Below are 24,335 nucleotides of genomic sequence, written 5' to 3'. Positions count from 1 at the left end.
TCATGACGATTTCGGTAGGCGACAAGGTCCCGAGCGCAACGCTGATGACGATGACGGACAGCGGCCCCGCGCCCGTCCACACCGACGAGTTTTTCGCAGGCCGCACCGTCGCGCTCTTCTCGGTCCCCGGCGCGTTCACCCCGACCTGCTCGGCGAAGCACCTGCCGGGCTTCATCGACCATGCCGAAGAGCTGAAGGCGAAGGGCGTCGACGAGATCGCCTGCATCGCCGTGAACGACGCCTTCGTGATGGGCGCGTGGGGCAAGAGCGCCGGCGCCGACAGCAAGGTGACGATGCTCGCCGACGGCAACGGCAGCTTCTCGGAAGCGCTCGGCCTCACCATGGACGCTTCCAAGTTCGGCATGGGCAAGCGCGGCCAGCGCTTCTCGGTGCTCGTGAAGGACGGCGTCGTCAGCGAACTCAACATCGAAGAGCCGGGCGCCTTCCGCGTCTCCAGCGCCGAGCATCTGCTGGGCCAGCTGGCCTAAGCCAATATGCAGGACGCCGCAGCCGTCGTCGCGGAACTCGATCGCCTCTACGAGGCGTCCCGCGAACGGCTGCGAACTGCCCTGCAAGCCTATATCGCAGACGGCACCCGCCCCGACGCGGCAGCGCGCGAGGCGGGTGCCTTTGCATACCCCGAGCTTCGCCTGACTTATGGCGGCGAGCGCGCGGCGCGGCCCGCCTCTCACGCCTGGGGGCGGCTCACCGCACCGGGCACCTACGCCACCAGCATCACGCGGCCCGCGCTGTTCCGCGACTATCTCGCCGAACAGATCAATCTTCTCGTCCGCGACTACGGCGTGACGTTCGAGGCCGCGCCCGGCCGCCAGGAAATTCCCTTCCCCTACGTGCTCGATGCCGGCGGCGTCGATCTCGGCGAGGTGACGGCGGAAGAGCTGGCGCGCTGGTTCCCGGCAACCGAACTTGCCTTTATCGGGGACGAGGTCGCGGACGGCCTCTGGAACCCGGCGCTCAGCCCGGCGCGGCCGCTCGCGCTGTTCGACGCGCTGCGCACCGATTTCAGCCTCGCGCGCCTGCGCCACTATACCGGCACGCCGCCCGAGCACGTGCAGCGCTACGTGCTGTTCACCAACTACCACCGCTACGTCGACGAGTTCGTGCGCTGGGCCTGCGAGCAGCTGACGCCCGGCGGCCGCTACATCGCGCTCTCGGGCGCTGGCGGCGTGGTGATGACCGCGGGCGACGCCGACCCTGAGCGTATGGCTTCCGACGCGGCATGGCGGCGCCACCAGATGCCCGCGTGGCATTTGATGAGCGAGGACGGCACCGGCATCAGCCTCGTCAACATCGGCGTCGGCCCCTCGAACGCCAAGACGATCACCGACCATCTCGCCGTGCTGCGACCGGAGGCGTGGCTGATGATCGGCCACTGCGGCGGCCTTCGCCCCACGCAGACGATCGGCGACTACGTGCTCGCCCACGCATATCTACGCGACGATCACGTGCTCGACGACGTGCTGCCGCCGGAGATTCCCATACCCGCCATCGCCGAGGTACAGCAGGCGCTGCAGCAGGCTGCGCTGGATGTGACCGGCGAGAGCGCCGATGCGCTGAAAAGGCGCCTGCGCACCGGCACCGTCGTCACCACCGACGACCGCAACTGGGAACTGCGCTACTCGCTCTCGGCGCTGCGCTTCTCGCAGTCGCGCGCCGTCGCGATCGACATGGAATCGGCAACGATCGCCGCGCAGGGATACCGCTTCCGCGTCCCCTACGGCACGCTGCTCTGCGTCTCAGACAAGCCACTGCACGGCGAACTCAAGCTGCCGGGGCAGGCGAACCGCTTTTACGAACGCGCCATCCGCGAGCACATCCGCATCGGCATCGCCACTTGCGACCTGCTCCGCGCCGCCGGTTCGCGGCTGCACAGCCGCAAACTCCGGGCCTTCGACGAACCGGCGTTCCGGTAGCGGCTACCAGCCGCAGGTCTTGCCCTTGTTCTGTCGCTGAAGCCACGTCATCAGCGGCTGGAAATAGGCGATCATCGCCTTGCCATCCATCTGCCGCGAACCCGTAAACGCCTGTAGCGCATCCGGCCACGGCTTCGAAGCGCCCATCGCCAGCATGGCGTTCAGCTTCTCGCCCACCTTCTTGTCGCCATAGATCGAGCAGCGATGCAGCGGCCCCTTCCAGCCCGCCTGTTTGCACGCCGCCTGATGGAACTGGAATTGCAGCAGCCGCGCGAGGAAATAGCGCGTGTAGGGCGTATTGCCGGGGATGTGATACTTCGCTCCGGGATCGAAATCCGCCTCGCTGCGCGGCACCGGCGGCACGATGCCCTGATACTGGAGGCGAAGGTCGTTCCACGCCGCGTTGTAGGTGTTGGGTGTGATCTGTCCCGAGAACACGCCCCAGCGCCATTTGTCGATGAGAAGCCCGAAGGGGAGGAACGCCACCTTGTCCATCGCTTGCTTCAAAAGCAGCCCGATGTCCTTGTCCGCGCTCGGCACCGCCTTCGGGTCGAGAAGCCCGATCTTCACGAGGTAATCCGGCGTCACGGAAAGCGCGATGAAATCGCCGACCGCTTCGTGGAAGCCGTCGTTGGCGCTGTTCATGTAGAGATACGACTGCTGGTTATAGGCGCGCTGGTAGTAGTTGTGCCCAAGCTCGTGATGGACGGTGACAAAGTCGTCGCCGTTCACCTTGGTGCACATCTTGATGCGGATATCGTCCTTGTTGTCGACGTCCCACGCGCTCGCATGACACACCACCTCGCGGTCGCGCGGCGCTGTGATCATCGAGCGCTGCCAGAAGCTCTGCGGCAGCGGCGCGAAGCCGACAGACGAGAAGAACGCCTCGCCCGTCTTCACGATCTGCTCCGGCGTATAGCCCTTGGCGGCAAGCAATTCGGTGAGATCGTAGCCGACATCGCCCGCGCCCTTCGGCGCGACGACGTCGTAGATATTGCCCCATTCCTGCGCCCACATGTTGCCGAGCAGGTCGGCACGGATCGGGCCGGTCTTCGGCTGCACGGCATCGCCGTATTTCTCGTTGAGCTTCGTGCGCGTGTAGCAGTGCAGCTGATCGTAGAGCGGCTTCACCTGCTTCCACGTGTCGTCGGTGAGCTTCGCGAACGCGTCCGGGTCCATGTCGTAGCCCGCGCGCCACTGTGCGCCGGTGTCGACATAGCCGAGTTCCTTCGAGCCCGCGTTCGAGATGGAGACGAACTGCGTATAATCATTCCGCATCGGCACGCCGATCTTGTGCCAGGAAATCCACATCTCCTTCAACACCTCGGGATCGCGCTCGGTGCCCATCAGTTCTTCGAGGTCGTTGCCGCTCTTCGCCTCGCCTTTGTAGGTGCCCTTGCCCTTGCCGTACGTGGATTGCAGCCCGGTGAGCAGCGTGGATAGCGTGTCCGCCGCGCCCGGCGTATTCGGCGCGGGCGCGACAAGGCCCTGCCGCAACATGTCAAGCTTGCGCTTTGTGTCGTAAGAGAGGCCCGGCAGCGGCGCATATTTCGCGGCTTCCGACGCGTAGCGCACGGCAGCTTCCGTGTAAGCGGCGCCCGTTCGCGCAGCGAGGATATCAGTGTCGTCGGTAATGTAGGTCGCATTCACCCACGCGGCGCGCGCCGCGAAGATGCCCAGCTCCTCCAGATCCTTTTCCGCCTTTGCGACGAAGGCGTCAGCCTCGGCCGCTGTCGGCGCGGGCGACGCGCCAGTCGCGAGCAGCATGGCGGCAAGTGCGAGCGCGGAAGTCAGGCTTTTCATGGTCGAAATCTCCCCTGAACCGTTATGGCATCAGGGTAGAACAGCCCATCCGGGGGTCAAGCAGCGAAGACGTCCGCGAGCGACGAGCCGAGTTCGGGGCGCGTAACGCTCGACATGTGCGTGCCGGGAATTTCGCACCACGTCGCGTTCGGCAGCGCTTCAGACAGCGCGTGCGCCTCGGCATTGTAGTGATCCTCCGCGCCGCACAGGACGAGCGCAGGCAGCGTGATCGCCTCGACATCGGCAAGCGCCGAGTCGACCTGTGCGTTCAGAAGGTGGATCGCGGCTTCCGGATCGACCTTGTTGGTGCGCATGAACTGGATCGCGAAATAGGCCTCGCTGCCGCGGGCGTGGGTATCGGCATTGCGCACCGTATCGATGAACCAGTTCGTGCTGGGCGCAACATTCACGACCGCGCCGAGCCCCATGCCGATAACGGCGATACGACGCGGCGTCGCCCCGCGGACCACTGCGCGCAGCGTCTGCCGCCCGCCGAGCGAATAGCCACCGAGATCATAGTCGGTGAGGCCGAGATGATCGATGAGCGCAAGCACGTCGCTTGCGAGCACGTCCGGCGGATAGGCGGCAGCGTCCGTGGGCGCCGCACTTTTCCCGTGTGCACGGAAATCCGGCATGATCAGGCGCAGGCCGGTTTCGGCGATGCGGGCCGCCGTTCCGAACTTCAGCCAATTAACGTGAGCGTTCGAAAACAGGCCGTGGAGCAGCACGAGCGGACGCCCGTCTTCCGGCCCTGCCTCCGTCCACGCGATGCGGACGCCATCGAACGATTCGAAATCCCTATCCCGCGTCTGGAGAGACACCCGCTTCCTTCCAACGTTTGTTCAGCGCCTCGTACTCATCACAGCGCTGGCCGGGAAGAGCGGACGTGTCGCTCCATGCGTCATGGCGGCTCTCGATGCCGAAATTGGAGGTCGGGAAAAACGGCGCGGGGTCGTCGAACGTGCCGACGGTGAGGTCCATGTGGTCGCTGTCCGGGAACGCGAAGCCGAGTGGGGTGCCGCAGGCGGAGCAGAACGGCCGCTTCGCGATCGGCGAGGAGGCGTACCAGTCCGGCTCCCGATTCCAATGCACCGCCGCCTTGGGCAGGTTCTTGAACGCGATCGAGACGCCGCCCGTCGCACGCTGGCAGTAGCGGCAATGGCAGAGATAGGCCTCGTAGTTCTCGATCTCCGCCTCGTAGCGGACGCGGCCGCAATGGCAGCCGCCAGTCACCTTTGTCATCGCGCCTCCAATCCCGCCTGCTTCATGCGCCAGACGGCAATGTCGATGCGATCCTGCCCGAAAAACGGCTCGCCGTCGAACACCAGCGTCGGCACGCCCCAGTGCCCGGCCTTTTCCAGCGCCTGCTGGTTCGCGGCGATCTCAGCGTCGAGCGCCTCCGCATCGGCTGCGGCTTCAGCCTCGATCTCCGCGAAATCGAGCCCGGCGCGCGCTGCCGCCCCGGCAAGATGATCGCCTTCGTGCCAGTTCTCCGTGCCACCCCAGATAAGCCGGGAAGCTTCATCCGCGAACGCCAGGCTTGCGCCTCGCCGTGCGGCGGCCTGTCCGAGCCGCGTCAGGCGAAAGATATAGGGCTGCTCGGCGGCAATCTCACGCGTGAACATGTTCTGCACGATAGGATCGGGCCGCGGCGGCGCCACAGGTATCTCCAGATACTGCGCCACGCGCACGAAATCGCGCATCGTGTAGCCAAGCCAGTTCGGGTGGTTCGTCTCGAAGAAGCCCGGCTGGCGGATCGCGAGCGGATAGACGGGCCGGAGGTTGATCCGAAGATCGTATTCCTGCGTCAGCGCGCGATAGCGCCGCGCCGCGAGATACGAATAGGGCGAGCGGAACGACCAGAAGACGTCGGCGGAAAGTGTCGGCATGGGCGACAAATTACACCGCTTGCCCGCGCACGCCACCCTGCCATTGCACATAGTAACTATGCTTACTATATGTACGCTCATGAGCGAATCACTCGGTTTTCTGCTTGCAGACAGCGCCCGTTTGCTGCGGCGCGAATTCGACGCGCGCGTGCGCCCGATGGGCATCACCCGCCCGCAATGGCGTGTTCTCACCATCCTGAAGCGCCGCGAAGGCATCAACCAGGGAGAGCTTGCGGAACGGCTTGAGGTGGAGGCGATCACCGTCGGCCGCATGGTCGACCGGCTTCAGGACGCCGGCTTCGTCGAACGCCACGCCGATCCGCAGGACCGGCGCGCGTGGCGACTGTTCCTCACCCCCCGATCCCACGCGATCATCAAGGAACTGCTGCCGATTTCCGACCGCATGATCGAGGATACGCTGGAAGGCTTCACCGCAGAAGAACGCGCAGCGTTCGTGGGTTATCTGGAACGCGTGTGCGCAAATCTCTCGCGGCGCGTCGAACAGGAGGCCGTCAATGGCTGACCTCGGCTTCGAAGTGAACGACGACACGGCACTGTCGCGCCGCCGTTTCCCCGCGTGGCTGCGCCCGCTGCTGATGCTGTCCGTGCCGCTGCTGCTGATCGTAGGCGGCACGTGGCTCTACATCGCCGGGCAGGCGCATGAATCGACGGACAACGCCTATGTCCGGCAGGACAAGGTTTCGATCGCCCCCGAGGTGAGCGGCCGCGTCGTCGAAGTGACGGTGCGCGAAAACATGCGCGTGCAGGAAGGCCAGCTCCTGTTCCGCATCGATCCCGAGCCCTTCCGCATCGCGCTCAGGCAGGCGGAAGCCGCACTCGCCAAGGCGAACGTCGAGATCGACGAACTCGGCGCCGAAGTGACGGTCGCCGACGTCGACATCGCCGCCGCACGCGACGAGATCGCCTTCGCGAAGGCCGAGTTCGATCGGCAGGCCGAGCTCCTCGACCGCGGCTTCACCACCCGCGCCCGCTATCAGGCAGCGCAGCTCGCGCTCGCCAAGGCGCGCGAGCAGATGAACACCGCCACCTCCGAGGCACGCAAGGCGCGCGTTGCGCTCGGCAGCGGTGCCGCGGCCTCCAGCCGGCCCGCAGCGGTCGAGGCCGCGCTCGCCGCGCGCGAGGAAGCAATGCTCAACCTCTCGCGCACGGAAATCCGCGCGCCCGCCAGCGGCATCATCAGCCAGACCGAGCGGCTGCAGGTCGGCGCGATGCTTCCGGCCGGGCTTCCCACGCTGAGTCTCGTTGCCGACGGCCATTCGTGGGTCGAGGCGAACTTCAAGGAAACGCAGCTTCGCAAGATGCACCCCGGCCAGAAGGCGACGGTCACGATCGATGCCTACGGCAGGGCGCTCAGCGGCCATGTCGAAAGCATCGGCGCGGGCACGGGCAGCGAATTCGCGCTGCTCCCGGCGCAGAACGCCAACGGCAACTGGGTGAAGGTGACGCAGCGCGTGCCCGTGCGCATCGCGATCGATTCGAAAAGCGACCGCCCGCTGATCGCCGGCCTCAGCGCCGAGGCGAGCGTCGACGTGCGCGACACCGACGCACGCTGATGTCCGCCAGCGCCGCAGGCGCGCACGGCCAGCCGGTCGTCGCGGTTCACAACAGACCGCTTCTCATCATCGGCATCATGATGGCGATGATCATGCAGGTGCTCGATTCGACGATCGCCAACGTCGCGCTCCCCCACATGCAGGCCTCGCTCGGCGCAACCTTCGACAGCGTGTCGTGGGTGCTGACGAGCTACATCCTCGCTACCGCCATCGCAATGCCGCTCACCGGCTGGCTCTCCGACCGGTTCGGATCGCGCAAACTGTTCATCGTCTCCGTGGCAGGGTTCATCATCACCTCGATGCTCTGCGGCATCGCAGTGAACCTCCCCGAGATGGTCCTGTTTCGCGTGCTCCAGGGCGCATCCGCGGCGTTCGTGGGGCCGCTGTCGCAAACCGTGATGCTCGATATCACGCCACGCGAGCAACACGCGAAGGCCATGGCGCTGTGGGGCATGGGCATCATGGTGGGGCCGATCATGGGGCCCATCCTCGGCGGCTGGCTCACCGAGAACTACAACTGGCGCTGGATTTTTTACATCAATGTACCGATCGGCGTCGCCACGCTCGCGATCCTGATCGCGCTGCTTCCCTCGCGCCCGGTGCGTCGCCGCGCTTTCGACCTGTTCGGTTTCTCGATGCTCGCCATCGGCCTTGCCGCTCTGCAACTGATGCTCGACCGCGGCCAGCAGGAAGACTGGCTGCAATCCTGGGAAATCCGCATCGAGCTTGGAGTCGCGATCGTCGGCATCTGGCTGTTCCTCGTCCACATGGCAATGGGACGACGGCCGATGTTCGAGCGCGAGATGCTGACCAATCGCAACCTCCTGATCGGCCTCATCTTCATGATCAATATCGGCGTGATCATGATGGCAACGATGGCGCTGCTGCCGCCGATGCTGCAGGCGATCTATGGTTATCCCGTGCTCGACACGGGACTCATGCTGGCCCCGCGCGGGATCGGCGTCCTCATCAGCATGGCGATCGCCGGCCAGCTCGCGGGGCGCGTCGATCCACGTGTGATGATCGGAGGCGGCATGGCGCTTGCCGCAACCTCGCTGTGGTGGATGACGCACTGGTCGCTCGATATGGACTGGCATCCCGTGATCTGGAGCGGCCTGCTGCAGGGCCTCGGCCTCGGCTTCATCTTCTCGTCGATCAACCTCGCGGCGTTCGCAACGCTGCCGCCGCGTTACCGCACGGACGCGGCGAGCCTGCTTTACCTGATGCGCAACCTCGGCGCCTCCGTCGGCATTTCGATCGTCACGGCGCAGCTCGCACGCACCGTGCAGACGAGCCACGAACTCATGGTGGGCAACATCACCGACACATCACTTGCGCCGCTTGACCTGCGCATGATCGAAGGTGCGGGCGGCGCGGGCGCGGGCCTGTATTCGATGATCGACGCGGAGATCACCCGGCAGGCGACGATGATCGGCTACATCAACGATTTCTACCTGCTGATGATCGTGACGCTGCTCTCGATCCCGCTGGTGCTGCTCTTGAAACGGCCGCAACCGACGCCCGGTACGGGGCGCTGAAGCGTTACGCCTTCTTGAGGTGCCGCCGGCCGAGCAGTTCGGCGATCTGCACGGCATTCAGCGCCGCGCCCTTGCGGAGGTTGTCGCTCACGCACCAGAGGCTGAGGCCATTCGCGACGGTCGAATCCTTGCGGACACGGCTCACGTAGGTCGCATATTCGCCGACACATTCGATCGGCGTCACGTAGCCGCCGTCCTCGCGCTTGTCGATGAGCATGATACCCGGTGCCGTACGCAGCGTTTCCTGCGCGGCTTCCACCGAAATCGGGTTCTCGAATTCGATGTTGATCGCTTCCGAATGGCCGACGAACACCGGCACGCGCACACAGGTCGCCGTCACGCCGATATCGGGATCGAGGATCTTGTGCGTCTCCGCGACCATCTTCCACTCTTCCTTGGTGGAGCCGTCCTCAAGGAACACGTCGATGTGCGGAATGACGTTGAAAGCGATCTGCTTGGTGAACTTGCGGGTTTCCTTGGGGTCGCCCACGAAGATCGCGCGGGTCTGCTCGAAAAGCTCGTCCATGCCTTCCTTGCCCGCGCCCGATACCGACTGGTAGGTGGAAACGACGACACGCTTGATCGTCGCAAGGTCGTGCAGCGGCTTCAGCGCGACGACCATCTGCGCGGTCGAGCAGTTCGGGTTCGCGATGATATTGCGCTTCGTATAACCGTCGATCGCGTCCGGGTTCACCTCCGGCACGATGAGCGGCACGTCCGGCTCCATGCGGTAAAGCGACGAATTGTCGATGACGATGCAGCCTGCCGCAGCCGCCTTCGGAGCGTAGATTTTCGTCGGCCCGGAACCCGCCGCGAACAGCGCGATGTCCCAGCCCGTGAAGTCGAAATGCTCGACGTTGCGGACCTTCAGCTCCCGCTCCGTCTCGCCGAAGGGGATCATGTCGCCCGTGGAGCGCGCGCTCGCGAGCGCGGCGATCTCGTCGATCGGAAATTCGCGCTCGGCGAGGATGTTCAGCATTTCGCGGCCGACATTCCCGGTCGCGCCCACAACGGCAACCCTGTAACCCATCTTGCACATCCTGCCTGAAACCGACGCGCGGCGTTCTGCGCCGCCGCGTCCGCGCTGGCAAGGCCGATTTGTCAGGCGGCGGGCAGGGTCGGCGGTTTGGCGCGCAGCCCTTCGGGCGGCAACATGCCGAGCGAGATGTAGTATTTGAACAGCTCATCGACGCTGACGCCCGTCACCTCGATCACCGACGCGGGCGGCACGAGGATCAGTCCCCCGGTCATCGGCAGCGGTGCGGTGGGGATATAGATCATCATGCGCGGCTCGCCGCCCACCATCAGCGGCTCGGGCGAGGCCAGCAGCGCCAGCACATCCGTTCCGCCTTCACCGAAGCGACAGGCGACGACGCGCATCGCGACGAGATCGCTCTCGCTCTTGGTACCGATCATGCGGATCAGCTTGGAGATCGGGCGGTAGACATCGCGCAGCACGGGAATGCGCCCGATGATCGCATCAAGCCGCCGCTCGATACTGCGCCGCGCGCGCTCCTGAAAGGCGAAGCCGATCGCCCAGATCCCGACGACGACGAAGATCAGCAGCAGCCAGAACCCGACCGTGCCGTCGCCGAAGATGAACGCGCCGCCGCTCGTCAGCGCGGAGCCGAGCAGCGTCTCCTCGCCGAACAGCCCCGCGACCTGCCGTACCAGCCAGTCGAGGATCATCAGCGTCAGAATGAAGGGCAGCAGGAACAGGAGCCCCGTGAGGAACTGCGCGACGATTCGGTCGAACACAATGCGCCACGCCGGACGCGGCGGTTCGGGGAGGTCGTCAGCGGGTGTCATGCGCCCCTTATAGCGCCGCGATGATCGCCGCGCCCATCTCCTGCGTCGAAAGCGTGCCGCCGATGTCGCGCGTGCGCGCGCCGCCGGTCAGCGCCTTGTCCACCGCCGCTTCCACACGGTCCGCAGCAGCAGCATCGCCAAGGCTGAATCGCAGCGCCATCGCGAAGCTGAGGATCGCCGCGCAGGGGTTGGCAAGGCCCTGCCCCGCGATGTCCGGCGCCGAGCCGTGGATCGGCTCGTAGAGCCCCGGCTTCCCCGCCTCGCCGATCGCGGCGGAGGGGAGCATACCGAGCGAGCCGGTGAGCATCGCCGCTTCGTCCGAAAGGATGTCGCCGAAGAGATTGTCGGTGACGATCACGTCGAACTGCTTGGGGTTCTTCACGAGTTGCATCGCCATGTTGTCGGCAAGCATGTGGCTGAGCTCCACGTCGGCGTATTCGGCCTTGTGCAGCGCGGTCACCTCTTCCTTCCAGAGCAGACCCGCTTCCATCACGTTCGACTTCTCCGCCGAACAGACCCGATTCGAGCGCCCCCGCGCCAGCTCGAAAGCCGTCCGCGCCACACGGCGAATCTCGGACGACGTATAGACCTGCGTGTTGACCCCGCGCCGCTCGCCGCCACCAATGTCTTCGATGCCCCGCGGCGTGCCGAAATAGACGCCCCCGACAAGCTCGCGCACGAACAATATGTCGAGCCCCTCGACGAACTCGCGCTTCAGGCTGGAGGCATCGGCAAGCGCCGCAAAGCAGCGCGCCGGGCGCAGGTTCGCATAGACGCCCATTTCGGAGCGCAGCCGCAGCAACCCGGCCTCCGGCCGCTTGTCATAGGCCTGTCCAGCCCACTTCGGCCCGCCGACCGCGCCCATCAGCGCTGCGTCCGAGGCAAGCGCGCGCGCGACCGTCTCGTCCGTGATCGGAAGCCCCGTCGCATCGATGGCCGCGCCGCCGAACAGCGCCTCTTCCACCGCGATGTCGAGCGCGAGCACTGCAAGCAACCGCTTCACCTCCCCGATCACCTCCGGGCCGATACCGTCGCCAGGAAGCAGGAGCAGGGATTTCGTCATCGGGCTTGATCCTTTTTTCGGTGTTACGCGGTTTCAGGCGGCCTGCGCGGCGCCTGCTATCCACGGCTGCTCGGCGGCGAGTTTCGCCTCGAACGCGGCGATATCCTTGTCCATCGCCTGCGTCAGGCCGATCTCGTCGAGGCCGTTCAGCAGGCAGTGCTTGCGGAAAGGATCGATTTCGAAGGCGAAGCGGTCCTGATAGGGCGTCGTCACCACCTGGTTTTCGAGGTCGACCGTGATCTCGTCGGTCTCGGCGACCTCCATCAGGCGGTCGATCTGTTCCTGCGGCAGGGCCACCAGCAGCATCCCGTTCTTGAAGGCGTTGCCCGAGAAGATGTCGGCGAACGACGGCGCGATCACGACGCGGAACCCCATGTCGGTGAGCGCCCAGGGCGCGTGCTCGCGGCTCGAACCGCAACCGAAATTGTCGCCCGCGATGAGCACGGGCGCGCCCTTGTGACGCGGCTGATCGAAGATGTTGTCGGGGTTCTCGCGGGTCACCGCGAAGGCGCCCTTGCCGAGGCCTGCACGCTGGATCGTCTTCAGGAAGCGCGCCGGGATGATGACGTCGGTGTCAACGTTCTTCGCGCCAAACGGCACGGCGATGCCGGTCAGGGTCTTGAAGGCATCCATCAGGCGGCTCCCATCAGCTGGCGCACGTCGGTGAGGCGACCGGTGACAGCAGCGGCAGCGGCCATCGCAGGCGACATCAGGTGCGTGCGTGCGCCCGGCCCCTGCCTTCCGACAAAGTTGCGGTTGGAGGTGGAGGCGCAGCGCTCGCCCGCAGGCACCTTGTCCGGGTTCATACCGAGACACATGGAGCAGCCCGGCTCGCGCCAGTCAAAGCCCGCCTCGATGAAGATGCGGTCAAGCCCCTCGGCCTCCGCCTGCCGCTTCACCAGCCCGGAGCCCGGCACGACGAGCGCCTGCTTGATGTGGCCCGCGACATGGCGCCCCTTCGCGACGGCTGCGGCCGCGCGCAGGTCTTCGATGCGACTGTTGGTGCAGCTCCCGATGAAGATATTCTGCACCTCAACATCCTCAAGCCGCGTACCGGGTGTGAGCCCCATGTAGTCGAGGCTCTTCTGCGCCGCGTCCTGTTTGGTGGGATCGGCGAAACTCGCCGGTTCGGGCACGACACCGGTGATCGGCACCACGTCCTCGGGGCTGGTACCCCAGGTGACGAGTGGGGCAATCCTGGTGCCGTCGATCACGATGCTCTTGTCGAAGCGCGCGTCGCGATCGGTGGCGAGCGTGCGCCAATACGCCACGGCCTTTTCCCAGTCAGCGCCCTTCGGGCTGCGCGGGCGATCCTTGAAGTACGCAAACGTTTTCTCATCGGGCGCGATGAGACCCGCGCGCGCGCCGCCTTCGATCGCCATGTTGCACACGGTCATACGGCCTTCGATGGACATCGCCTCGATCACCGGCCCGCGATATTCGATGACATGCCCGGTGCCGCCACCCGTGCCGGTGTGGCCAATCACGGCGAGCGTCACGTCCTTCGGCGTCACGCCGTGGCCGAGGCTGCCCTCGACGCGGACCTCCATGGTCTTCGCGCGGCGGAGCAGCAGCGTCTGCGTGGCGAACACGTGCTCGATCTCGGACGTGCCGATGCCGAAGGCGAGCGCACCGAATGCGCCGTGCGTCGCCGTGTGGCTGTCGCCGCAAACGACCGTGGTGCCCGGCAGCGTGAAGCCCTGCTCCGGTCCGATCACGTGGACGATGCCCTGCCGCGCGTCGTTCATCTCGATGAGTTCGACGCCGAAGTCCTTCGTATTGCGCAGCAGCGCATCGAGCTGCGCGGCACTTTCCGGATCGGTGATCGGCTCGAACCGGTGGTTCGTCGGCACGTTGTGATCCGGCACGGCGAGCGTCAGGTCCGGGCGGCGCAGCCGGCGACCCGCCGTGCGCAGGCCTTCGAAGGCCTGCGGCGTCGTCACTTCGTGGATGAGGTGCCGATCGATGAAGACGAGCGCGGTACCGTCGTCGCGCTCGGCAACGACGTGAGCGTCCCATATCTTCTCGTAAAGCGTGCGCGGAGTCTGTGTCATGCGCGCGGAATTAGGCGATGATGCGCAGGAGCGCAACGGGGCGCCCCTCATATTATTAGAATGCTATGCATTCCCGAAACGGCAAGGGCCGCACCGGTCGCCCGGCACGGCCCTTTCGAACGGCTCGAAACGCTTTTACTGAGCGCTGTCGCGCGTGTCGCGGCGCTCGGCGATGCGCGCCGACTTGCCGCTGCGGCCACGCAGGTAATAGAGCTTCGCGCGGCGGACGGCACCGCGGCGCACCACCTCAATCGAATCAACGTTCGGCGAATAGAGCGGGAAGACGCGCTCGACGCCCTCGCCGAAGCTCACCTTGCGAACGGTGAAATTGGAGCTGACGCCCTTGTTCGAGCGGGCGATGCAAACGCCCTCGAAGTTCTGGACACGTGTGCGCTCGCCTTCGACGACGCGCACACCGATACGGAGCGTGTCGCCCGGGCGGAATTCCGGAATGGTCTTGCCGGCGGCAAGCTTTTCAATCTGCTCGGCTTCGAGCTGCTGGATGAGGTTCATCTCATTCGTCCTTGTTCTCACGCCGCGCGCCAGAGGGCTCACCAACCCGAGCGCCACCATGGCGCTCCCATAGGTCCGGCCGCCTTAGCCGTGTATCGGTCTCCGCCCGACTTTGACGCCAGGCCCCGATCCGCGCATGATCCCCCGATCGCAGCACTTCGGGGATCGTGCGCCCTTCCCAATCATTGGGCCGGGTATATTGCGGATATTCGAGGAGGCCGCTTTCGAAGCTTTCCTCGGTTCCGCTCGAAGCGGCGCCCATTACGCCGGGAACGAGCCGAATGCAAGCATCAAGCAGCGTCAAAGCCGCCATTTCTCCGCCCGAAAGCACATAGTCGCCGATCGAGACCTGTTCGATGGGCCGCCCCTCGAACAACCGCTCGTCGATGCCCTCGAAGCGCCCGCAGAGGATGGAGACGCCAGGCCCCGCCGCAAGCGCCCTGACACGCGGCTGCGTCAGCGGCACGCCGCGCGGCGTCATGGCAAGCAGCGGGACATCCGGGCGGCGCGTCAGCACATCATCCACCGCGCGCGAAAGGACGTCCGCGCGCATAACCATGCCCGCGCCGCCGCCCGCGGGCGTATCGTCAACGGAGCGGTGCTTGTCCGTTGCAAAATCGCGAATCTGCAGGGTTTCCAGCGACCAAAGGCCTTCCGCCAGCGCTCGCCCCGCAAGGCTGTGCCCGAGCGGACCCGGAAACATCTCCGGGTAGAGCGTGAGGACAATGGCGGCGAAGGTCACGGCTGCGGGAGATCGAAACGCAGTGCCTGCAGCGTCGGCGGCAGCGTCGGTGCAAGCAGGATTTGCCCGCCGAGCGCGCCCTTCTCGCACGTCCAGCGGAAGGTCGCCGACAAGGCTCCGGTGGCGCGCAGCGATTCGACTGCCGTGCACGCGCCCGTCAGCGTCTTCAGCCGCGCGAACTCTCGCGCCCAGTTTTCGGCGGACCGATCGAGCGGGAAATTCATGGCGAGCCGCCCTTCGAGCGGCGCCAGCGTGCCGGCGGCATAGGCGGCGCGCGCCGCTTCGTGCATCGCCGCCACCTCGCCGCTCACCGGCGTTTCGGCCGGACGGATCGCACCTGCGCGTGCCATCGCCCACAGCGACTGCCACACCGGCACCGAAGGTGCCTGATAGGTGCGGCTCGCGAAGCCGAACGCCGCCGTCCCCGTTTCCGGCGCAAGCACGACGAAACTGCCGTAGCCCGGATAGCCGCCGGCATGGAAGAGCGCGAGGCCGAGATCGCAGTCCGGCGAAGACCGCAGGCCCATGCCGTAAGCGACCGCGTGCTGGCACTTGTCGTCGGCGGGTGCGCCGGGGCGCGGCATGATCCGCACGAAATTGAGGCCCTGCGCCATCTCGCGCACGGTGGCGCGGCGCACCGGCCCCGTCTCCGCCCCACTGCGCGGCGGCCATGCCGAAAGCAGGAACGATACCCACTTCGCATAGTCGTTCACGGTGGTGTTGAGACCGCCCATTGCACCGAACGTACCGTCGCGCATCGACGGTTCCTCCACCCACTGCTCGTTTTCCCAGCGGTAGCCGACAGCGAGCCGGTCCTTGGGCACGTCGGCGATCTCGTAGCCCGTGTTCGTCATGCCGAGCGGCGTGAGGATCGTCTGCCGGATATAAGCCTGGTAAGGCATCCCCGAGACATTCTTGATGATGCGCCCAAGGAGGGCGTAGCCGAAGTTCGAATATTCGTGCTGCATCTGCCCGGTGCGGCTCCACGGCACGCCCGCGGCGATCATGCGCGTGAAATCGGCTTCGCTCAGCACCTGCTGGCGGTCGCCCCATGGATCGTCGGTGACGAACCCGGCGACGTGCTGGAGGAGGTCGCGCACACGGATGCGCGGCGCGTCCGTGGTCGGGTAGGTCCAGCCCTTCATCTCGGGCACGTGCGTTTCGGCAAGGTCGTCGAGCGAGAGCTTGCCCGCATCGCGCAGCGACAGAATCGCAAGCGCGGTGAACGCCTTGCTCATCGACGCGATGCGGAAATGCGTATCCGCCGTCACCGGCCGCTTGCCGCCGATCGTCTGCACGCCCCAGAGGCCCTGGTGCACGATCTTGCCGTCCTTTACGACAGCATAAGCGAGCCCCGGCACCGGTGTACGTTCACGATAGGCCGCGAAGGCTGCGTCGATCTCGGCGGCGAGCGGCGCAGGGATCGCGGTGGCGGCAGGCACCTCGGCGCGCGCGGTTCCTGAAACAGGAACGGCCAGCATCACGGCGAGTGCGGCAGCTGAAATACGGCGCATGAGTCCCCCTTCGAAAAGACCGAAGCTTCGGATTATGCGACGAAGGCCGCGTTGACCACCAGCCGCTGATCGTCCCAGGCCGGCACGGCATCGGCGTTCATAGGCACCATGAAGCGCTTGCCGCCCGGTCGCTCGATCTCCAGCACGTCTCCCGCGCCGAAGTTTTCCACCGCGACGACATGGCCGAGAGCGGTGCCCTCATCGGTTTCGGCGGGAAGGCCGATCAGATCGAAATGATAGTATTCGCCCGCCTCGAGCGGCGGCAATTCCGAGCGGGGGACGGTAAGCGCAGTACCCCGCAGCGCCTCGGCAGCGTTCCGATCCGCAACCTCAGCGAAGCGCGCGATCGCACCCTTGGGAATGATGCGCAGCGACTTCAGCGTCAGCGCGCCGTCGTTGAAGCGCGTATAACGGCCGAGATCTTCAGCGAAGATCTTCAGCCGCACTTCGCCGGTCACGCCATGCGCACCGGTGACGGCGGCAAGCGTGACGCGGCGTTCGGACATGATTTACGCGGCCGTCTCGTCGGTAGCCGGCGCCTCTTCGGCAACCGCTTCCGGAGCCGCTTCAGCAACAGCTTCCTCGGCGGGAGCTTCGGCAGCCACTTCCGCAGGCGCTTCTTCCTCGGCCGGCGCGTTCGCGGCGGCTTCCGCCTCGGCGGCCTTCGCGGCACGCTCTTCGGCGCGCTCCTTGGCCTTCTCGCCCGGCTCGGCCTTCTTCGGGTTGTTCTTCGCAGTGCGCTTCATGAGGCCCGCGGCATCGAGGAAGCGGGCAACACGGTCAGACGGCTGCGCGCCGACCTTCAGCCAGTGCGCGGCGCGCTCGGTGTCGAGCTTCACGCGCTCGCCCGAATCCTTCGGCAGCAGCGGGTTGTAGGTGCCGAGGCGCTCCAGATATTTGCCGTCGCGCGGGTTGCGCGAATCGGCGACGACGATGCGGTAGACGGGGCGCTTCTTGGCGCCGCCGCGGGCGAGACGGATGGAAATAGCCATTTTCTTTGTTTCCTTGCTTGAACTGAACTCTAACGCTTGTTGAACCTGTCGAAGCCGGGCGGCAGCTGCGGCATCCCGCCTCCCCCCAATCCTCCGAGACCACCAAGGCCGGGGAGACCCCCGCCCATTTTCCCCATGAGACCGGCGAGCCCCTTCATGCCGCCCATCTTCCGGATCTTCTTCATCGCCGTGGACATTTCCTGGTGCATCTTCAGGAGCTTGTTCACCTCCTGCACCGTTGTCCCCGCGCCGTTCGCGATGCGGATTTTGCGCTTCGCGTTCAAAAGTTCGGGCTTGCCGCGCTCCTTCGGCGTCATGGAGAGGATCACCGCCTCCATGCGGCCGAGCAATTTGTCGTCGGCGCCCGCCTTCTCGGCCTGCGCGGCGAGCTTGCCCATGCCGGGAAGCATCCCAATGAGGCCCGCCATGCCGCCCATCTTCTGCATCTGCTGAAGCTGCGCGCGCAGGTCGTTCATGTCGAACTGACCCTTGGCGAGCTTCGCCGCCATGCGCTCGGCGTCTTCCTGCTCGATCGTCGCCGCGGCCTTCTCGACGAGGCTGACGACGTCACCCATGCCAAGGATGCGGCCCGCGACGCGCTGCGGATCGAACGCATCGAGCGCATCGAGCTTTTCGCCGACGCCCACAAACTTGATCGGCTTGCCGGTCACGTGCCGCATCGAAAGCGCAGCACCGCCGCGCGCGTCGCCGTCCATGCGGGTGAGCACGACACCGGTCAGATCGACCTGCTTCGAGAAGCTCTCGGCGACGTTCACGGCGTCCTGACCCGTCAGCGAGTCGACGACGAGCAATATTTCCTGCGGCACCTGCACGGCAGCGACGCTCTGCATCTCCGCCATCAGCGCGGCATCGACGTGCAGACGGCCCGCCGTATCGAGCATCAGCACGTCAAAGCCCTGCAACTTCGCGGCCTGCAAAGCGCGGCGGGCGATATCGACCGGCTGCTGCCCGGCGATCACCGGCAGCGTCGCAACCTCGGTCTGCTCACCGAGCACGCGAAGCTGCTCCTGCGCGGCCGGGCGGTTGACGTCGAGCGACGCCATCAGGACCTTCTTGCGGTCTTTCTCCTTCAGGCGCTTCGCGATCTTCGCGGTCGTCGTCGTCTTGCCCGAGCCCTGGAGGCCGACCATCATGACAACAGCGGGCGGCGTCACATCGAGCTCAAGCCCTTCGGCATCGCCACCGAGCATCGCCGCAAGCTCGTCGTGCACGATCTTGACGACCTGCTGGCCCGGCGTGACCGAACGGGTGACCTCGGCGCCGACGGCCCGTTCCGTGACCTTGTCGATGAAGCTCTTGGCGACGGGGAGCGCGACGTCGGCTTCCAGAAGCGCGACGCGAACCTCGCGCATCGCTGCGCGCACGTCCGCCTCGGTCAGCGCACCGCGACCGCGAAGGCGATCGAAGACACCGCCAAGACGCTCTGAAAGGCTTTCGAACATCCAACTTCCCTATGCCGGACGCCCCAACGCAAAACGCGCCGGTGGGCGAATCTTCGCTGACCGGCGTGCATCCGTGGACGCGTCTCGTACTCGTGCTTTCAAGAAAAAGCGGGGTTCCCCTAGGCCTACGCACACGCGATGTCAATGCAGCAGGCCCGCAATGTGGCCGCCCCGCAACACTACGGGCCGGTTTCGCCCCGCCGATGCAACCGGACACCCAACCCGCCAGTTATGTCCGGGTCGCCGGTTCAACCGGGCAATAGGCCGGCGAGGTGTTCAGCCCCGGGCCATGGGTTTCGCCCCATGGAGCCCCAAGCGTAAGAGGACAAATTCCATGAAAGCCATTCTGATCGCAGCGCTCGCCGCTGCCACCCTTCCTGTTGCCGCCGCGAGCGCTCAGGAAGCGCCGGACGGCAGCCGCGCCTTCGGCATCGAGCCCTATGTCGGCATTGGTGGCGGCTGGCATGATTTCGACACCGGCAACAAGGGCCTGCTGCAAACGCAGGGCAGCGCCAAGGGCGGTCTTGTCACCGGTTTCGCCGGCGTCAACATCCCGCTCGGGCCGTTCGTCACCGGCGTCGAGGGCAACGTCGCCAAGGGCTTCAACGACATCGACTGGGAGTATGGCGTCACTGGCCACCTGGGCATCCGCATCGGCGAGAGCGGCATGTTCTTCGGACGTGCCGGCTATCAGTGGGTCAACACCGATATCGGCGATGATCGCAACGAGTTGTATGGCTTCGGCGTCGAGGTCGGCCCGAAGGACATCGGCCTTGGCGGCGTGACCGGCGAGAGCGGCGTGCGCCTGCGCCTTGCTGTCGATACGTTCGACGTATTCCAGAGCATCCGCCCGACTGCGGCGGTCGTGTTCCACTTCTAACAAGCCTCACGGCGCCGTGGACGCCTCCGGGCGTTTACGGCGCCGACCGGCAGGGCTGGATGTCGATCGGACGTGGACGCGGCTTCGTCGCCGCGTAAATCGCAAGGTACGACTTGCCGTCCAGCTCGTGCAGCGCCTGCCGCTCGAAACCGATCGCCAGCACCTCGCATTCCAGCAGCCACGGCGGCGTGCCGTGGTTCCGTGTCGGCCGGTCGGCGTCGACGATACCCACGAGTGCGCCAGGCTTCAGGCTGGTGCGCAGGTTCCAGAGCAGTTCGTAAGGATTCTCGATCTCGTGATACATGTGCACGAGGAGCGCGCGGTCGAGGCTCTGCGGCGGCAGCTTCGGATCGCCGGGCGTGCCGAGCACCACCGAGACGTTGCTGAACCCCGCAGCGTGCACGCGGCCGCGCAGGTCGTTCACAGTGTTCTCGAAAATGTCCTCGGCATAGACGCGGCCGGCTTCGCCCACACGGCGCGAGAGGTTCACCGTGTAATAGCCCCGCCCGGCACCGATATCGGCGACAATTGAGCCGGGCGCGATACCCATCAGGTCCATCACGCGGCGTGCCTCGCCCGCCTGCTCGCGGCTTTCCTCGTCTGAAAACTGGGCGCTGACGATCTCGGCGACGGGCCGCTCGACGGACGGAAAGCTGTCCTCGCCGGGCGGTGACGGTGGCGCGGGCGGCGCCTTGCAGGCCGCCAGCAGCACGAGCGAAGACAGCAGGAGGACGCGGCGATTCATTGCGCCCTGTCTACCGCGAACGCTGCCGCGCAGGCAATGCGACGGGCACGTGCATGGACTTGCGCGTGTGCAATCCTTACATGCGGGCGCGATGACTCGCCCGTTTCTCAAGATGCACGGCCTTGGCAACGACTTCGTCGTGTTCGATGCGCGTCGCGATCCGCTGTCGCTGACGGCGCAGCAGGTGCGGGCCATCGCGGACCGGTATACGGGCGTCGGCTGCGATCAGCTGATCGTCATCGAACGATCCGACCGAGCCGATGCGTGGATGCGGATCTGGAACGCTGACGGGGGCGAGGTGGAGGCGTGCGGCAACGCATCCCGCTGCGTGGCGCAGGTGATCGGGGCGAATGCCGTGATCGAAACGGCTGCCGGCCTCATCGAGGGCACCGCGACGGCGGACGGCGCCAGCATCGACATGGGCGCGCCGCGCTTCGGCTGGGACGAGATCCCGCTCGCCTACGCGATGGACACGCTGCACATGCCCGTCGGCTGGGAAACGCTGGAGAACCCGGTCGCGGTGAATGTCGGCAACCCGCACGTCGTGTTCTTCGTGCCGGATACGGACGCGATCGACCTCGAACGGCTGGGGCCGATCATCGAGCACGACCCGCTGTTCCCGGCGCGCATCAATGTGAACGCTGCAAGCATCGTTTCGCGCGAACACATCCGCCTGCGGGTGTGGGAGCGCGGCGTCGGCCTGACGCGCGCCTGCGGCACCGGGGCGTGCGCCACCGCGATCGCGGCGATGCGGCGCGGACTCGTCGGCCGCGCTGTGACGGTGACGCTGCCCGGCGGCGATCTCTCGATCGCATGGCGGGACGACAACCACATCGTGATGACCGGCCCCGCGACCACCGCCTTCACCGGCGAGATCGACCTCGAGGCCTACGCTTGAGCGACCATCAGGTCATCAACCTCGGTTGCAGGCTCAACATCTACGAGGGCGAGATCATCCGGCAGCACCTCGCCGCCGCCGGAGACAGCGACACCATCGTCATCAACAGCTGCGCCGTCACCGGCGAGGCGGTGCGGCAGGCGCGGCAGACGATCCGCCGCCTGAAGCGTGAACGCCCGGAGGCGCGTGTGATCGTCACCGGCTGCGCGGCGCAGGTGGAGGCGGCGGGCTTCGCCGCCATGCCCGAAGTTTCCCGCGTCGTCGGCAATGCCGAGAAGCTGGACGCCGCCACGCTGCTGGGCGGAGAGCGCGTGCGCGTCGGCGACATCATGGCGGTGCGCGAAACGGCGCCGCACCTGCTGGACGGCTTTTCCGCCAACACGCGCGCCTTCGTGGAGGTGCAGAACGGCTGCGATCACCGCTGCACCTTCTGCATCATCCCCTACGCGCGCGGCAATTCGCGGAGCGTGCCCGCAGGCCTCGCCATCGACCGCATCAAAAGGCTGGTGGACGGCGGCGCGCAGGAGGTGGTGCTGACCGGGGTCGATCTCACCTCCTACGGCCCCGATCTTCCGGGCAGCCCAACGCTCGGCAGCCTCGTGCAGCGCATCCTCACCCACGTGCCGACATTGCGCCGCCTGCGCCTCTCCTCGATCGATTCGATCGAGGCCGACCCCGCGCTCGTCGAGGCGATCACGGGCGAGGCGCGCGTGATGCCGCACCTGCACCTGTCGCTGCAATCGGGCGACGACATGATCCTGAAGCGCATGAAGCGCCGCCACACGCGCGCCGACGCCGTGCGCTTCGTGGAAGCGGTGAAGACGAAGCGCCCGGAGATCGCCATCGGCGCCGACATCATCGCGGGCTTCCCGACCGAGACCGACGCGATGTTCGAGAACTCGCTGCGCCTGATCGACGACTGCGACATCGTGTTCGGCCACATCTTCCCCTACTCCGCGCGCACCGGCACGCCCGCCGCACGGATGCCGCAGCTTACCGTCCCTGAGCGCAAGGCGCGCGCCGCGCGGCTGCGTGAAGCGGCGGCCCAGAGGCTCGCCGCCCACCTCGCCGCGCAACAAGGCCACGTCATCGACATGCTCGTGGAGAAGGACGGGCGCACTGGCCACGCCGCCGATTTCACGCCCGCCGCACTCGATCAGTCCGCGCTACCGGGCAGCATCGTGCGCGCACGCGTGACTGGCGCGGAGGCGTCGAGGCTGCTAGCGACCCCACGTGAGTGAAGATTTGAGCGAAGAACAGGCAGAACCCAAAGGCTGGCTCGCGCGGCTCCGCGCCGGGCTTCAGCGCACCTCCGGCAAGCTCGGCGACAATCTCGCCGGGCTCGTTTCGAAGCGACCGCTCGACGACGCGATGCTGGAGGAGATCGAGGAGGCGCTGATCGCCTCCGACCTCGGCCCCGCCACCGCCGCGCGCATCACCGCGAAGCTCGCCGCCGACAAGTTCGATCGGCAGGTAAGCGACGACGAAGTGAAAACGGTCGTCGCCGCCGAGGTGGAAGCCGTGCTGGCGAAGGTGGCGCATCCGATCGAGGTGACGGCCTTCCCGCGCCCGCACGTGATCCTCGTCGTCGGCGTCAACGGATCGGGCAAGACCACGACCATCGCCAAGCTCGCGCACCTGTTTCAGGAGCAGGATTATTCGGTGATGCTCGCCGCCGGAGACACGTTCCGCGCGGCGGCCATCGAACAGCTTTCGATCTGGGGCGGGCGGCTCAATATCCCTGTCGTTTCCGGCACCGTGGGCGGCGACGCTGCGGCGCTTTCGTTCGAGGCGCTGACCAAGGCGCGCTCGGCGGGCGCGGACGTGCTGATCATCGACACCGCCGGACGCCTGCAGAACAAGGCGGGGCTGATGGACGAACTCGCCAAGATCAAGCGCGTGCTGAAGCGCCAGATGGAATCCGCGCCGCATGACGTCGTGCTCGTGCTCGACGCCACAACGGGGCAGAACGCGCTCAATCAGATCGACGTTTTCAAGGAAGTCGCCGGTGTGACCGGGCTCGTAATGACGAAGCTGGACGGAACCGCACGCGGCGGCGTTCTCGTCGCGGCGGCGGACCGTTCTAAACTCCCCGTTCACGCGATTGGCGTAGGGGAACAGATCGACGACCTGCGCCCGTTCGATCCGGCGGAGTTCGCCCGCGCGCTTGCGGGCATGGGTTCGAAGAAGGACGCGTAATGGCGGAAGACAAGACAGCGGCTTCGAAGAGCGGGGGTTCGGGCCTGCGCATGGCGCTCGATTTCGGGCCGCTGCTCGTGTTCTTCGCGGTGAACAGCCTCGCCCCCGGCGACGATGTCAATCAGGCGGTGTGGGCGACGGCGGCGTTCATGATCGCCACCGCCATCGCCATGGTCGTCTCCAAGGTGAAGACGGGCCGCATCGGCCCGATGCAGTGGTTCACCGGCATCGTTGTGGCGGTGTTCGGCGGCATGACGATCTACCTGCGCGACGAAAGCTTCTTCCAGATCAAGACGACGATCATCTACGCGATGTTCGCCGCGATCCTGTTCTTCGGCCTCCTGACCGGCCGCCCGCTGCTCAAGCTCGTCATGGAAAGCGGCTTTCCCGAAATGGACGACCATGGCTGGAAGAAACTGACGCGCAACTGGGCGTTCTTCTTCCTCGCGATGGCGATCCTGAACGAAGGCCTGCGCGCGTACCTGACCTTCGACCAGTGGGTCGCCTTCAAGGTGTGGGGCGTGCTCGTGATCTCGATGATCTTCGCCGCCTCTCAGGCGCCGATCCTGATGAAACACGGCAAGGATGGGAGCGCGGATTAGGTTATTTCTGGAAAGATACGCCCGAGTGTTTCCAGCCGGTAATGCCGAGATATTTATTGGGGGCGACTTTAGTTCGTGCGGTTTCCATCTTTGAGATGGCAAGGTCGACGTCTTTGACGGGGG

The 24,335-nt window shown here is 66.1% G+C and carries 26 protein-coding genes; 10 read left to right on the top strand and 16 right to left on the bottom strand.

Annotated features, from left to right (window positions below; genetic code table 11):
- The first annotated feature begins 2 nt into the window (after window positions 1-2).
- Both ACFQ00_RS14090 and ACFQ00_RS14085 read left to right on the top strand, forming a co-directional pair.
- Window positions 3-488, top strand: a complete 486-nt coding sequence (locus ACFQ00_RS14090) for a peroxiredoxin (protein ID WP_381492087.1) — start codon at window positions 3-5, stop codon at window positions 486-488.
- A 6-nt stretch (window positions 489-494) separates the two neighbouring features.
- On the top strand, window positions 495-1,934 hold the full coding sequence (locus ACFQ00_RS14085) for an AMP nucleosidase (RefSeq protein WP_381492084.1): 1,440 nt from the start codon (window positions 495-497) through the stop codon (window positions 1,932-1,934).
- A gap of 3 nt (window positions 1,935-1,937) precedes the next feature.
- On the opposite strand, the gene ACFQ00_RS14080 is transcribed toward ACFQ00_RS14085, so the two are convergent.
- From ACFQ00_RS14080 to ACFQ00_RS14065, 4 genes are read right to left on the bottom strand one after another with little or no spacing between them, the layout of a single operon-like run.
- On the bottom strand, window positions 1,938-3,737 hold the full coding sequence (locus ACFQ00_RS14080) for a M2 family metallopeptidase (protein WP_381492080.1): 1,800 nt from the start codon (window positions 3,735-3,737) through the stop codon (window positions 1,938-1,940).
- Window positions 3,738-3,793: 56 nt separating this feature from the next.
- Window positions 3,794-4,558, bottom strand: coding sequence for an alpha/beta fold hydrolase (locus tag ACFQ00_RS14075; protein WP_381492077.1), 765 nt, complete (start codon window positions 4,556-4,558; stop codon window positions 3,794-3,796).
- Window positions 4,536-4,979 carry a GFA family protein gene (locus tag ACFQ00_RS14070; RefSeq protein ID WP_381492075.1) on the bottom strand — a complete coding sequence of 148 codons (444 nt, stop codon included), beginning with the start codon at window positions 4,977-4,979 and terminating at the stop codon, window positions 4,536-4,538. The genes ACFQ00_RS14075 and ACFQ00_RS14070 overlap by 23 nt, the downstream gene beginning before the upstream one ends.
- Window positions 4,976-5,626: a 2-hydroxychromene-2-carboxylate isomerase gene (locus ACFQ00_RS14065; RefSeq protein WP_381492072.1), complete on the bottom strand. Its 651-nt coding sequence runs from the start codon at window positions 5,624-5,626 to the stop codon at window positions 4,976-4,978. Before ACFQ00_RS14065 ends, ACFQ00_RS14070 begins: the two co-directional genes overlap by 4 nt.
- A 79-nt stretch (window positions 5,627-5,705) precedes the next feature.
- Here ACFQ00_RS14065 and ACFQ00_RS14060 point away from each other — a divergent pair, with 79 nt between their 5' ends.
- The 3 genes from ACFQ00_RS14060 to ACFQ00_RS14050 are packed head-to-tail and all read left to right on the top strand — an operon-like array spanning window position 5,706 to window position 8,738.
- Window positions 5,706-6,149 (top strand): MarR family winged helix-turn-helix transcriptional regulator, encoded by a 444-nt coding sequence (locus ACFQ00_RS14060; RefSeq protein WP_381492070.1) that lies wholly within the window; start codon window positions 5,706-5,708, stop codon window positions 6,147-6,149.
- Window positions 6,142-7,200, top strand: a complete 1,059-nt coding sequence (locus ACFQ00_RS14055; protein WP_381492067.1) for an HlyD family secretion protein — start codon at window positions 6,142-6,144, stop codon at window positions 7,198-7,200. The genes ACFQ00_RS14060 and ACFQ00_RS14055 overlap by 8 nt, the downstream gene beginning before the upstream one ends.
- Entirely contained in the window at window positions 7,200-8,738 is a 1,539-nt protein-coding gene (locus ACFQ00_RS14050) for a DHA2 family efflux MFS transporter permease subunit (RefSeq protein ID WP_381492064.1), read from the top strand. The genes ACFQ00_RS14055 and ACFQ00_RS14050 overlap by 1 nt, the downstream gene beginning before the upstream one ends.
- Window positions 8,739-8,742: 4 nt before the next feature.
- On the opposite strand, the gene ACFQ00_RS14045 is transcribed toward ACFQ00_RS14050, so the two are convergent.
- From ACFQ00_RS14045 to ffh, 11 genes are all read right to left on the bottom strand, one after another.
- Window positions 8,743-9,768 carry an aspartate-semialdehyde dehydrogenase gene (locus ACFQ00_RS14045; RefSeq protein ID WP_381492061.1) on the bottom strand — a complete coding sequence of 342 codons (1,026 nt, stop codon included), beginning with the start codon at window positions 9,766-9,768 and terminating at the stop codon, window positions 8,743-8,745.
- A gap of 71 nt (window positions 9,769-9,839) precedes the next feature.
- Entirely contained in the window at window positions 9,840-10,547 is a 708-nt protein-coding gene (locus tag ACFQ00_RS14040) for a DUF502 domain-containing protein (protein ID WP_381492059.1), read from the bottom strand.
- Between the two features lie 7 nt (window positions 10,548-10,554).
- Window positions 10,555-11,610 carry a 3-isopropylmalate dehydrogenase gene (leuB, locus tag ACFQ00_RS14035; RefSeq protein WP_381492056.1) on the bottom strand — a complete coding sequence of 352 codons (1,056 nt, stop codon included), beginning with the start codon at window positions 11,608-11,610 and terminating at the stop codon, window positions 10,555-10,557.
- 33 nt (window positions 11,611-11,643) lie between these two features.
- Window positions 11,644-12,243, bottom strand: coding sequence for a 3-isopropylmalate dehydratase small subunit (leuD, locus tag ACFQ00_RS14030; protein ID WP_381492054.1), 600 nt, complete (start codon window positions 12,241-12,243; stop codon window positions 11,644-11,646).
- Window positions 12,243-13,664, bottom strand: coding sequence for a 3-isopropylmalate dehydratase large subunit (gene leuC / locus ACFQ00_RS14025; RefSeq protein ID WP_381492051.1), 1,422 nt, complete (start codon window positions 13,662-13,664; stop codon window positions 12,243-12,245). The genes leuD and leuC overlap by 1 nt, the downstream gene beginning before the upstream one ends.
- Before the next feature lie 135 nt (window positions 13,665-13,799).
- On the bottom strand, window positions 13,800-14,177 hold the full coding sequence (gene rplS, locus ACFQ00_RS14020; protein ID WP_374596891.1) for a 50S ribosomal protein L19: 378 nt from the start codon (window positions 14,175-14,177) through the stop codon (window positions 13,800-13,802).
- Between the two features lies 1 nt (window position 14,178).
- Window positions 14,179-14,919 (bottom strand): tRNA (guanosine(37)-N1)-methyltransferase TrmD, encoded by a 741-nt coding sequence (gene trmD, locus ACFQ00_RS14015; protein ID WP_381492047.1) that lies wholly within the window; start codon window positions 14,917-14,919, stop codon window positions 14,179-14,181.
- Window positions 14,916-16,433 (bottom strand): serine hydrolase domain-containing protein, encoded by a 1,518-nt coding sequence (locus ACFQ00_RS14010; RefSeq protein ID WP_381492044.1) that lies wholly within the window; start codon window positions 16,431-16,433, stop codon window positions 14,916-14,918. Before ACFQ00_RS14010 ends, trmD begins: the two co-directional genes overlap by 4 nt.
- Window positions 16,434-16,465: 32 nt before the next feature.
- A complete protein-coding gene (gene rimM / locus ACFQ00_RS14005; protein WP_381492041.1) occupies window positions 16,466-16,939 on the bottom strand; it encodes a ribosome maturation factor RimM in 474 nt (157 codons plus the stop codon).
- Window positions 16,940-16,942: 3 nt separating this feature from the next.
- A complete protein-coding gene (gene rpsP / locus ACFQ00_RS14000) occupies window positions 16,943-17,425 on the bottom strand; it encodes a 30S ribosomal protein S16 (RefSeq protein ID WP_374596883.1) in 483 nt (160 codons plus the stop codon).
- A gap of 29 nt (window positions 17,426-17,454) precedes the next feature.
- On the bottom strand, window positions 17,455-18,888 hold the full coding sequence (gene ffh / locus ACFQ00_RS13995) for a signal recognition particle protein (RefSeq protein ID WP_381492037.1): 1,434 nt from the start codon (window positions 18,886-18,888) through the stop codon (window positions 17,455-17,457).
- 334 nt (window positions 18,889-19,222) lie between these two features.
- Between ffh and ACFQ00_RS13990 the strand changes: the two genes are divergently transcribed.
- On the top strand, window positions 19,223-19,768 hold the full coding sequence (locus tag ACFQ00_RS13990) for an opacity protein (RefSeq protein ID WP_374596879.1): 546 nt from the start codon (window positions 19,223-19,225) through the stop codon (window positions 19,766-19,768).
- Between the two features lie 34 nt (window positions 19,769-19,802).
- Here the strand turns inward: ACFQ00_RS13990 and ACFQ00_RS13985 are convergent, their stop codons facing one another.
- Entirely contained in the window at window positions 19,803-20,513 is a 711-nt protein-coding gene (locus ACFQ00_RS13985; protein ID WP_381492034.1) for a class I SAM-dependent methyltransferase, read from the bottom strand.
- Window positions 20,514-20,604: 91 nt separating this feature from the next.
- On the opposite strand from ACFQ00_RS13985, the gene dapF reads away from it, so the two are divergent.
- The 4 genes from dapF to ispZ are packed head-to-tail and all read left to right on the top strand — an operon-like array spanning window position 20,605 to window position 24,212.
- On the top strand, window positions 20,605-21,411 hold the full coding sequence (gene dapF, locus ACFQ00_RS13980) for a diaminopimelate epimerase (RefSeq protein WP_381492032.1): 807 nt from the start codon (window positions 20,605-20,607) through the stop codon (window positions 21,409-21,411).
- The gene (gene mtaB / locus ACFQ00_RS13975; protein WP_381492030.1) at window positions 21,408-22,652 is read left to right on the top strand and encodes a tRNA (N(6)-L-threonylcarbamoyladenosine(37)-C(2))-methylthiotransferase MtaB; all 1,245 of its coding nucleotides are present in this window, start codon (window positions 21,408-21,410) and stop codon (window positions 22,650-22,652) included. The genes dapF and mtaB overlap by 4 nt, the downstream gene beginning before the upstream one ends.
- On the top strand, window positions 22,645-23,610 hold the full coding sequence (ftsY, locus tag ACFQ00_RS13970; RefSeq protein WP_381492027.1) for a signal recognition particle-docking protein FtsY: 966 nt from the start codon (window positions 22,645-22,647) through the stop codon (window positions 23,608-23,610). The genes mtaB and ftsY overlap by 8 nt, the downstream gene beginning before the upstream one ends.
- The gene (gene ispZ / locus ACFQ00_RS13965; RefSeq protein WP_381492024.1) at window positions 23,610-24,212 is read left to right on the top strand and encodes a septation protein IspZ; all 603 of its coding nucleotides are present in this window, start codon (window positions 23,610-23,612) and stop codon (window positions 24,210-24,212) included. Before ftsY ends, ispZ begins: the two co-directional genes overlap by 1 nt.
- The last annotated feature ends 123 nt before the right edge of the window (window positions 24,213-24,335 follow it).

Source organism: Sphingosinicella xenopeptidilytica (assembly GCF_042676985.1).
Taxonomy (GTDB): Bacteria; Pseudomonadota; Alphaproteobacteria; order Sphingomonadales; family Sphingomonadaceae; genus Sphingosinicella; species Sphingosinicella xenopeptidilytica.
This window is presented reverse-complemented; position numbering and strand designations above follow the sequence as displayed.

Bases quoted from the DNA above. Each gene is read 5' to 3' on its own strand.
- ACFQ00_RS14080 (WP_381492080.1), bottom strand. From the start codon at position 3,737: ATGAAAAGCCTGACTTCCGCGCTCGCACTTGCCGCCATGCTGCTCGCG.
- leuD (WP_381492054.1), bottom strand. From the start codon at position 12,243: ATGGATGCCTTCAAGACCCTGACCGGCATCGCCGTGCCGTTTGGCGCG.
- ACFQ00_RS14065 (WP_381492072.1), bottom strand. From the start codon at position 5,626: ATGCCGACACTTTCCGCCGACGTCTTCTGGTCGTTCCGCTCGCCCTAT.
- rplS (WP_374596891.1), bottom strand. From the start codon at position 14,177: ATGAACCTCATCCAGCAGCTCGAAGCCGAGCAGATTGAAAAGCTTGCC.
- leuC (WP_381492051.1), bottom strand. From the start codon at position 13,664: ATGACACAGACTCCGCGCACGCTTTACGAGAAGATATGGGACGCTCAC.
- ACFQ00_RS14040 (WP_381492059.1), bottom strand. From the start codon at position 10,547: ATGACACCCGCTGACGACCTCCCCGAACCGCCGCGTCCGGCGTGGCGC.
- ffh (WP_381492037.1), bottom strand. From the start codon at position 18,888: ATGTTCGAAAGCCTTTCAGAGCGTCTTGGCGGTGTCTTCGATCGCCTT.
- ACFQ00_RS14055 (WP_381492067.1), top strand. From the start codon at position 6,142: ATGGCTGACCTCGGCTTCGAAGTGAACGACGACACGGCACTGTCGCGC.
- ACFQ00_RS13985 (WP_381492034.1), bottom strand. From the start codon at position 20,513: ATGAATCGCCGCGTCCTCCTGCTGTCTTCGCTCGTGCTGCTGGCGGCC.
- dapF (WP_381492032.1), top strand. From the start codon at position 20,605: ATGACTCGCCCGTTTCTCAAGATGCACGGCCTTGGCAACGACTTCGTC.
- ACFQ00_RS14045 (WP_381492061.1), bottom strand. From the start codon at position 9,768: ATGGGTTACAGGGTTGCCGTTGTGGGCGCGACCGGGAATGTCGGCCGC.
- rimM (WP_381492041.1), bottom strand. From the start codon at position 16,939: ATGTCCGAACGCCGCGTCACGCTTGCCGCCGTCACCGGTGCGCATGGC.
- leuB (WP_381492056.1), bottom strand. From the start codon at position 11,610: ATGACGAAATCCCTGCTCCTGCTTCCTGGCGACGGTATCGGCCCGGAG.
- ACFQ00_RS13990 (WP_374596879.1), top strand. From the start codon at position 19,223: ATGAAAGCCATTCTGATCGCAGCGCTCGCCGCTGCCACCCTTCCTGTT.
- ACFQ00_RS14050 (WP_381492064.1), top strand. From the start codon at position 7,200: ATGTCCGCCAGCGCCGCAGGCGCGCACGGCCAGCCGGTCGTCGCGGTT.
- ispZ (WP_381492024.1), top strand. From the start codon at position 23,610: ATGGCGGAAGACAAGACAGCGGCTTCGAAGAGCGGGGGTTCGGGCCTG.
- ACFQ00_RS14090 (WP_381492087.1), top strand. From the start codon at position 3: ATGACGATTTCGGTAGGCGACAAGGTCCCGAGCGCAACGCTGATGACG.
- rpsP (WP_374596883.1), bottom strand. From the start codon at position 17,425: ATGGCTATTTCCATCCGTCTCGCCCGCGGCGGCGCCAAGAAGCGCCCC.
- ACFQ00_RS14010 (WP_381492044.1), bottom strand. From the start codon at position 16,433: ATGCGCCGTATTTCAGCTGCCGCACTCGCCGTGATGCTGGCCGTTCCT.
- ACFQ00_RS14060 (WP_381492070.1), top strand. From the start codon at position 5,706: ATGAGCGAATCACTCGGTTTTCTGCTTGCAGACAGCGCCCGTTTGCTG.
- ACFQ00_RS14070 (WP_381492075.1), bottom strand. From the start codon at position 4,979: ATGACAAAGGTGACTGGCGGCTGCCATTGCGGCCGCGTCCGCTACGAG.
- ACFQ00_RS14085 (WP_381492084.1), top strand. From the start codon at position 495: ATGCAGGACGCCGCAGCCGTCGTCGCGGAACTCGATCGCCTCTACGAG.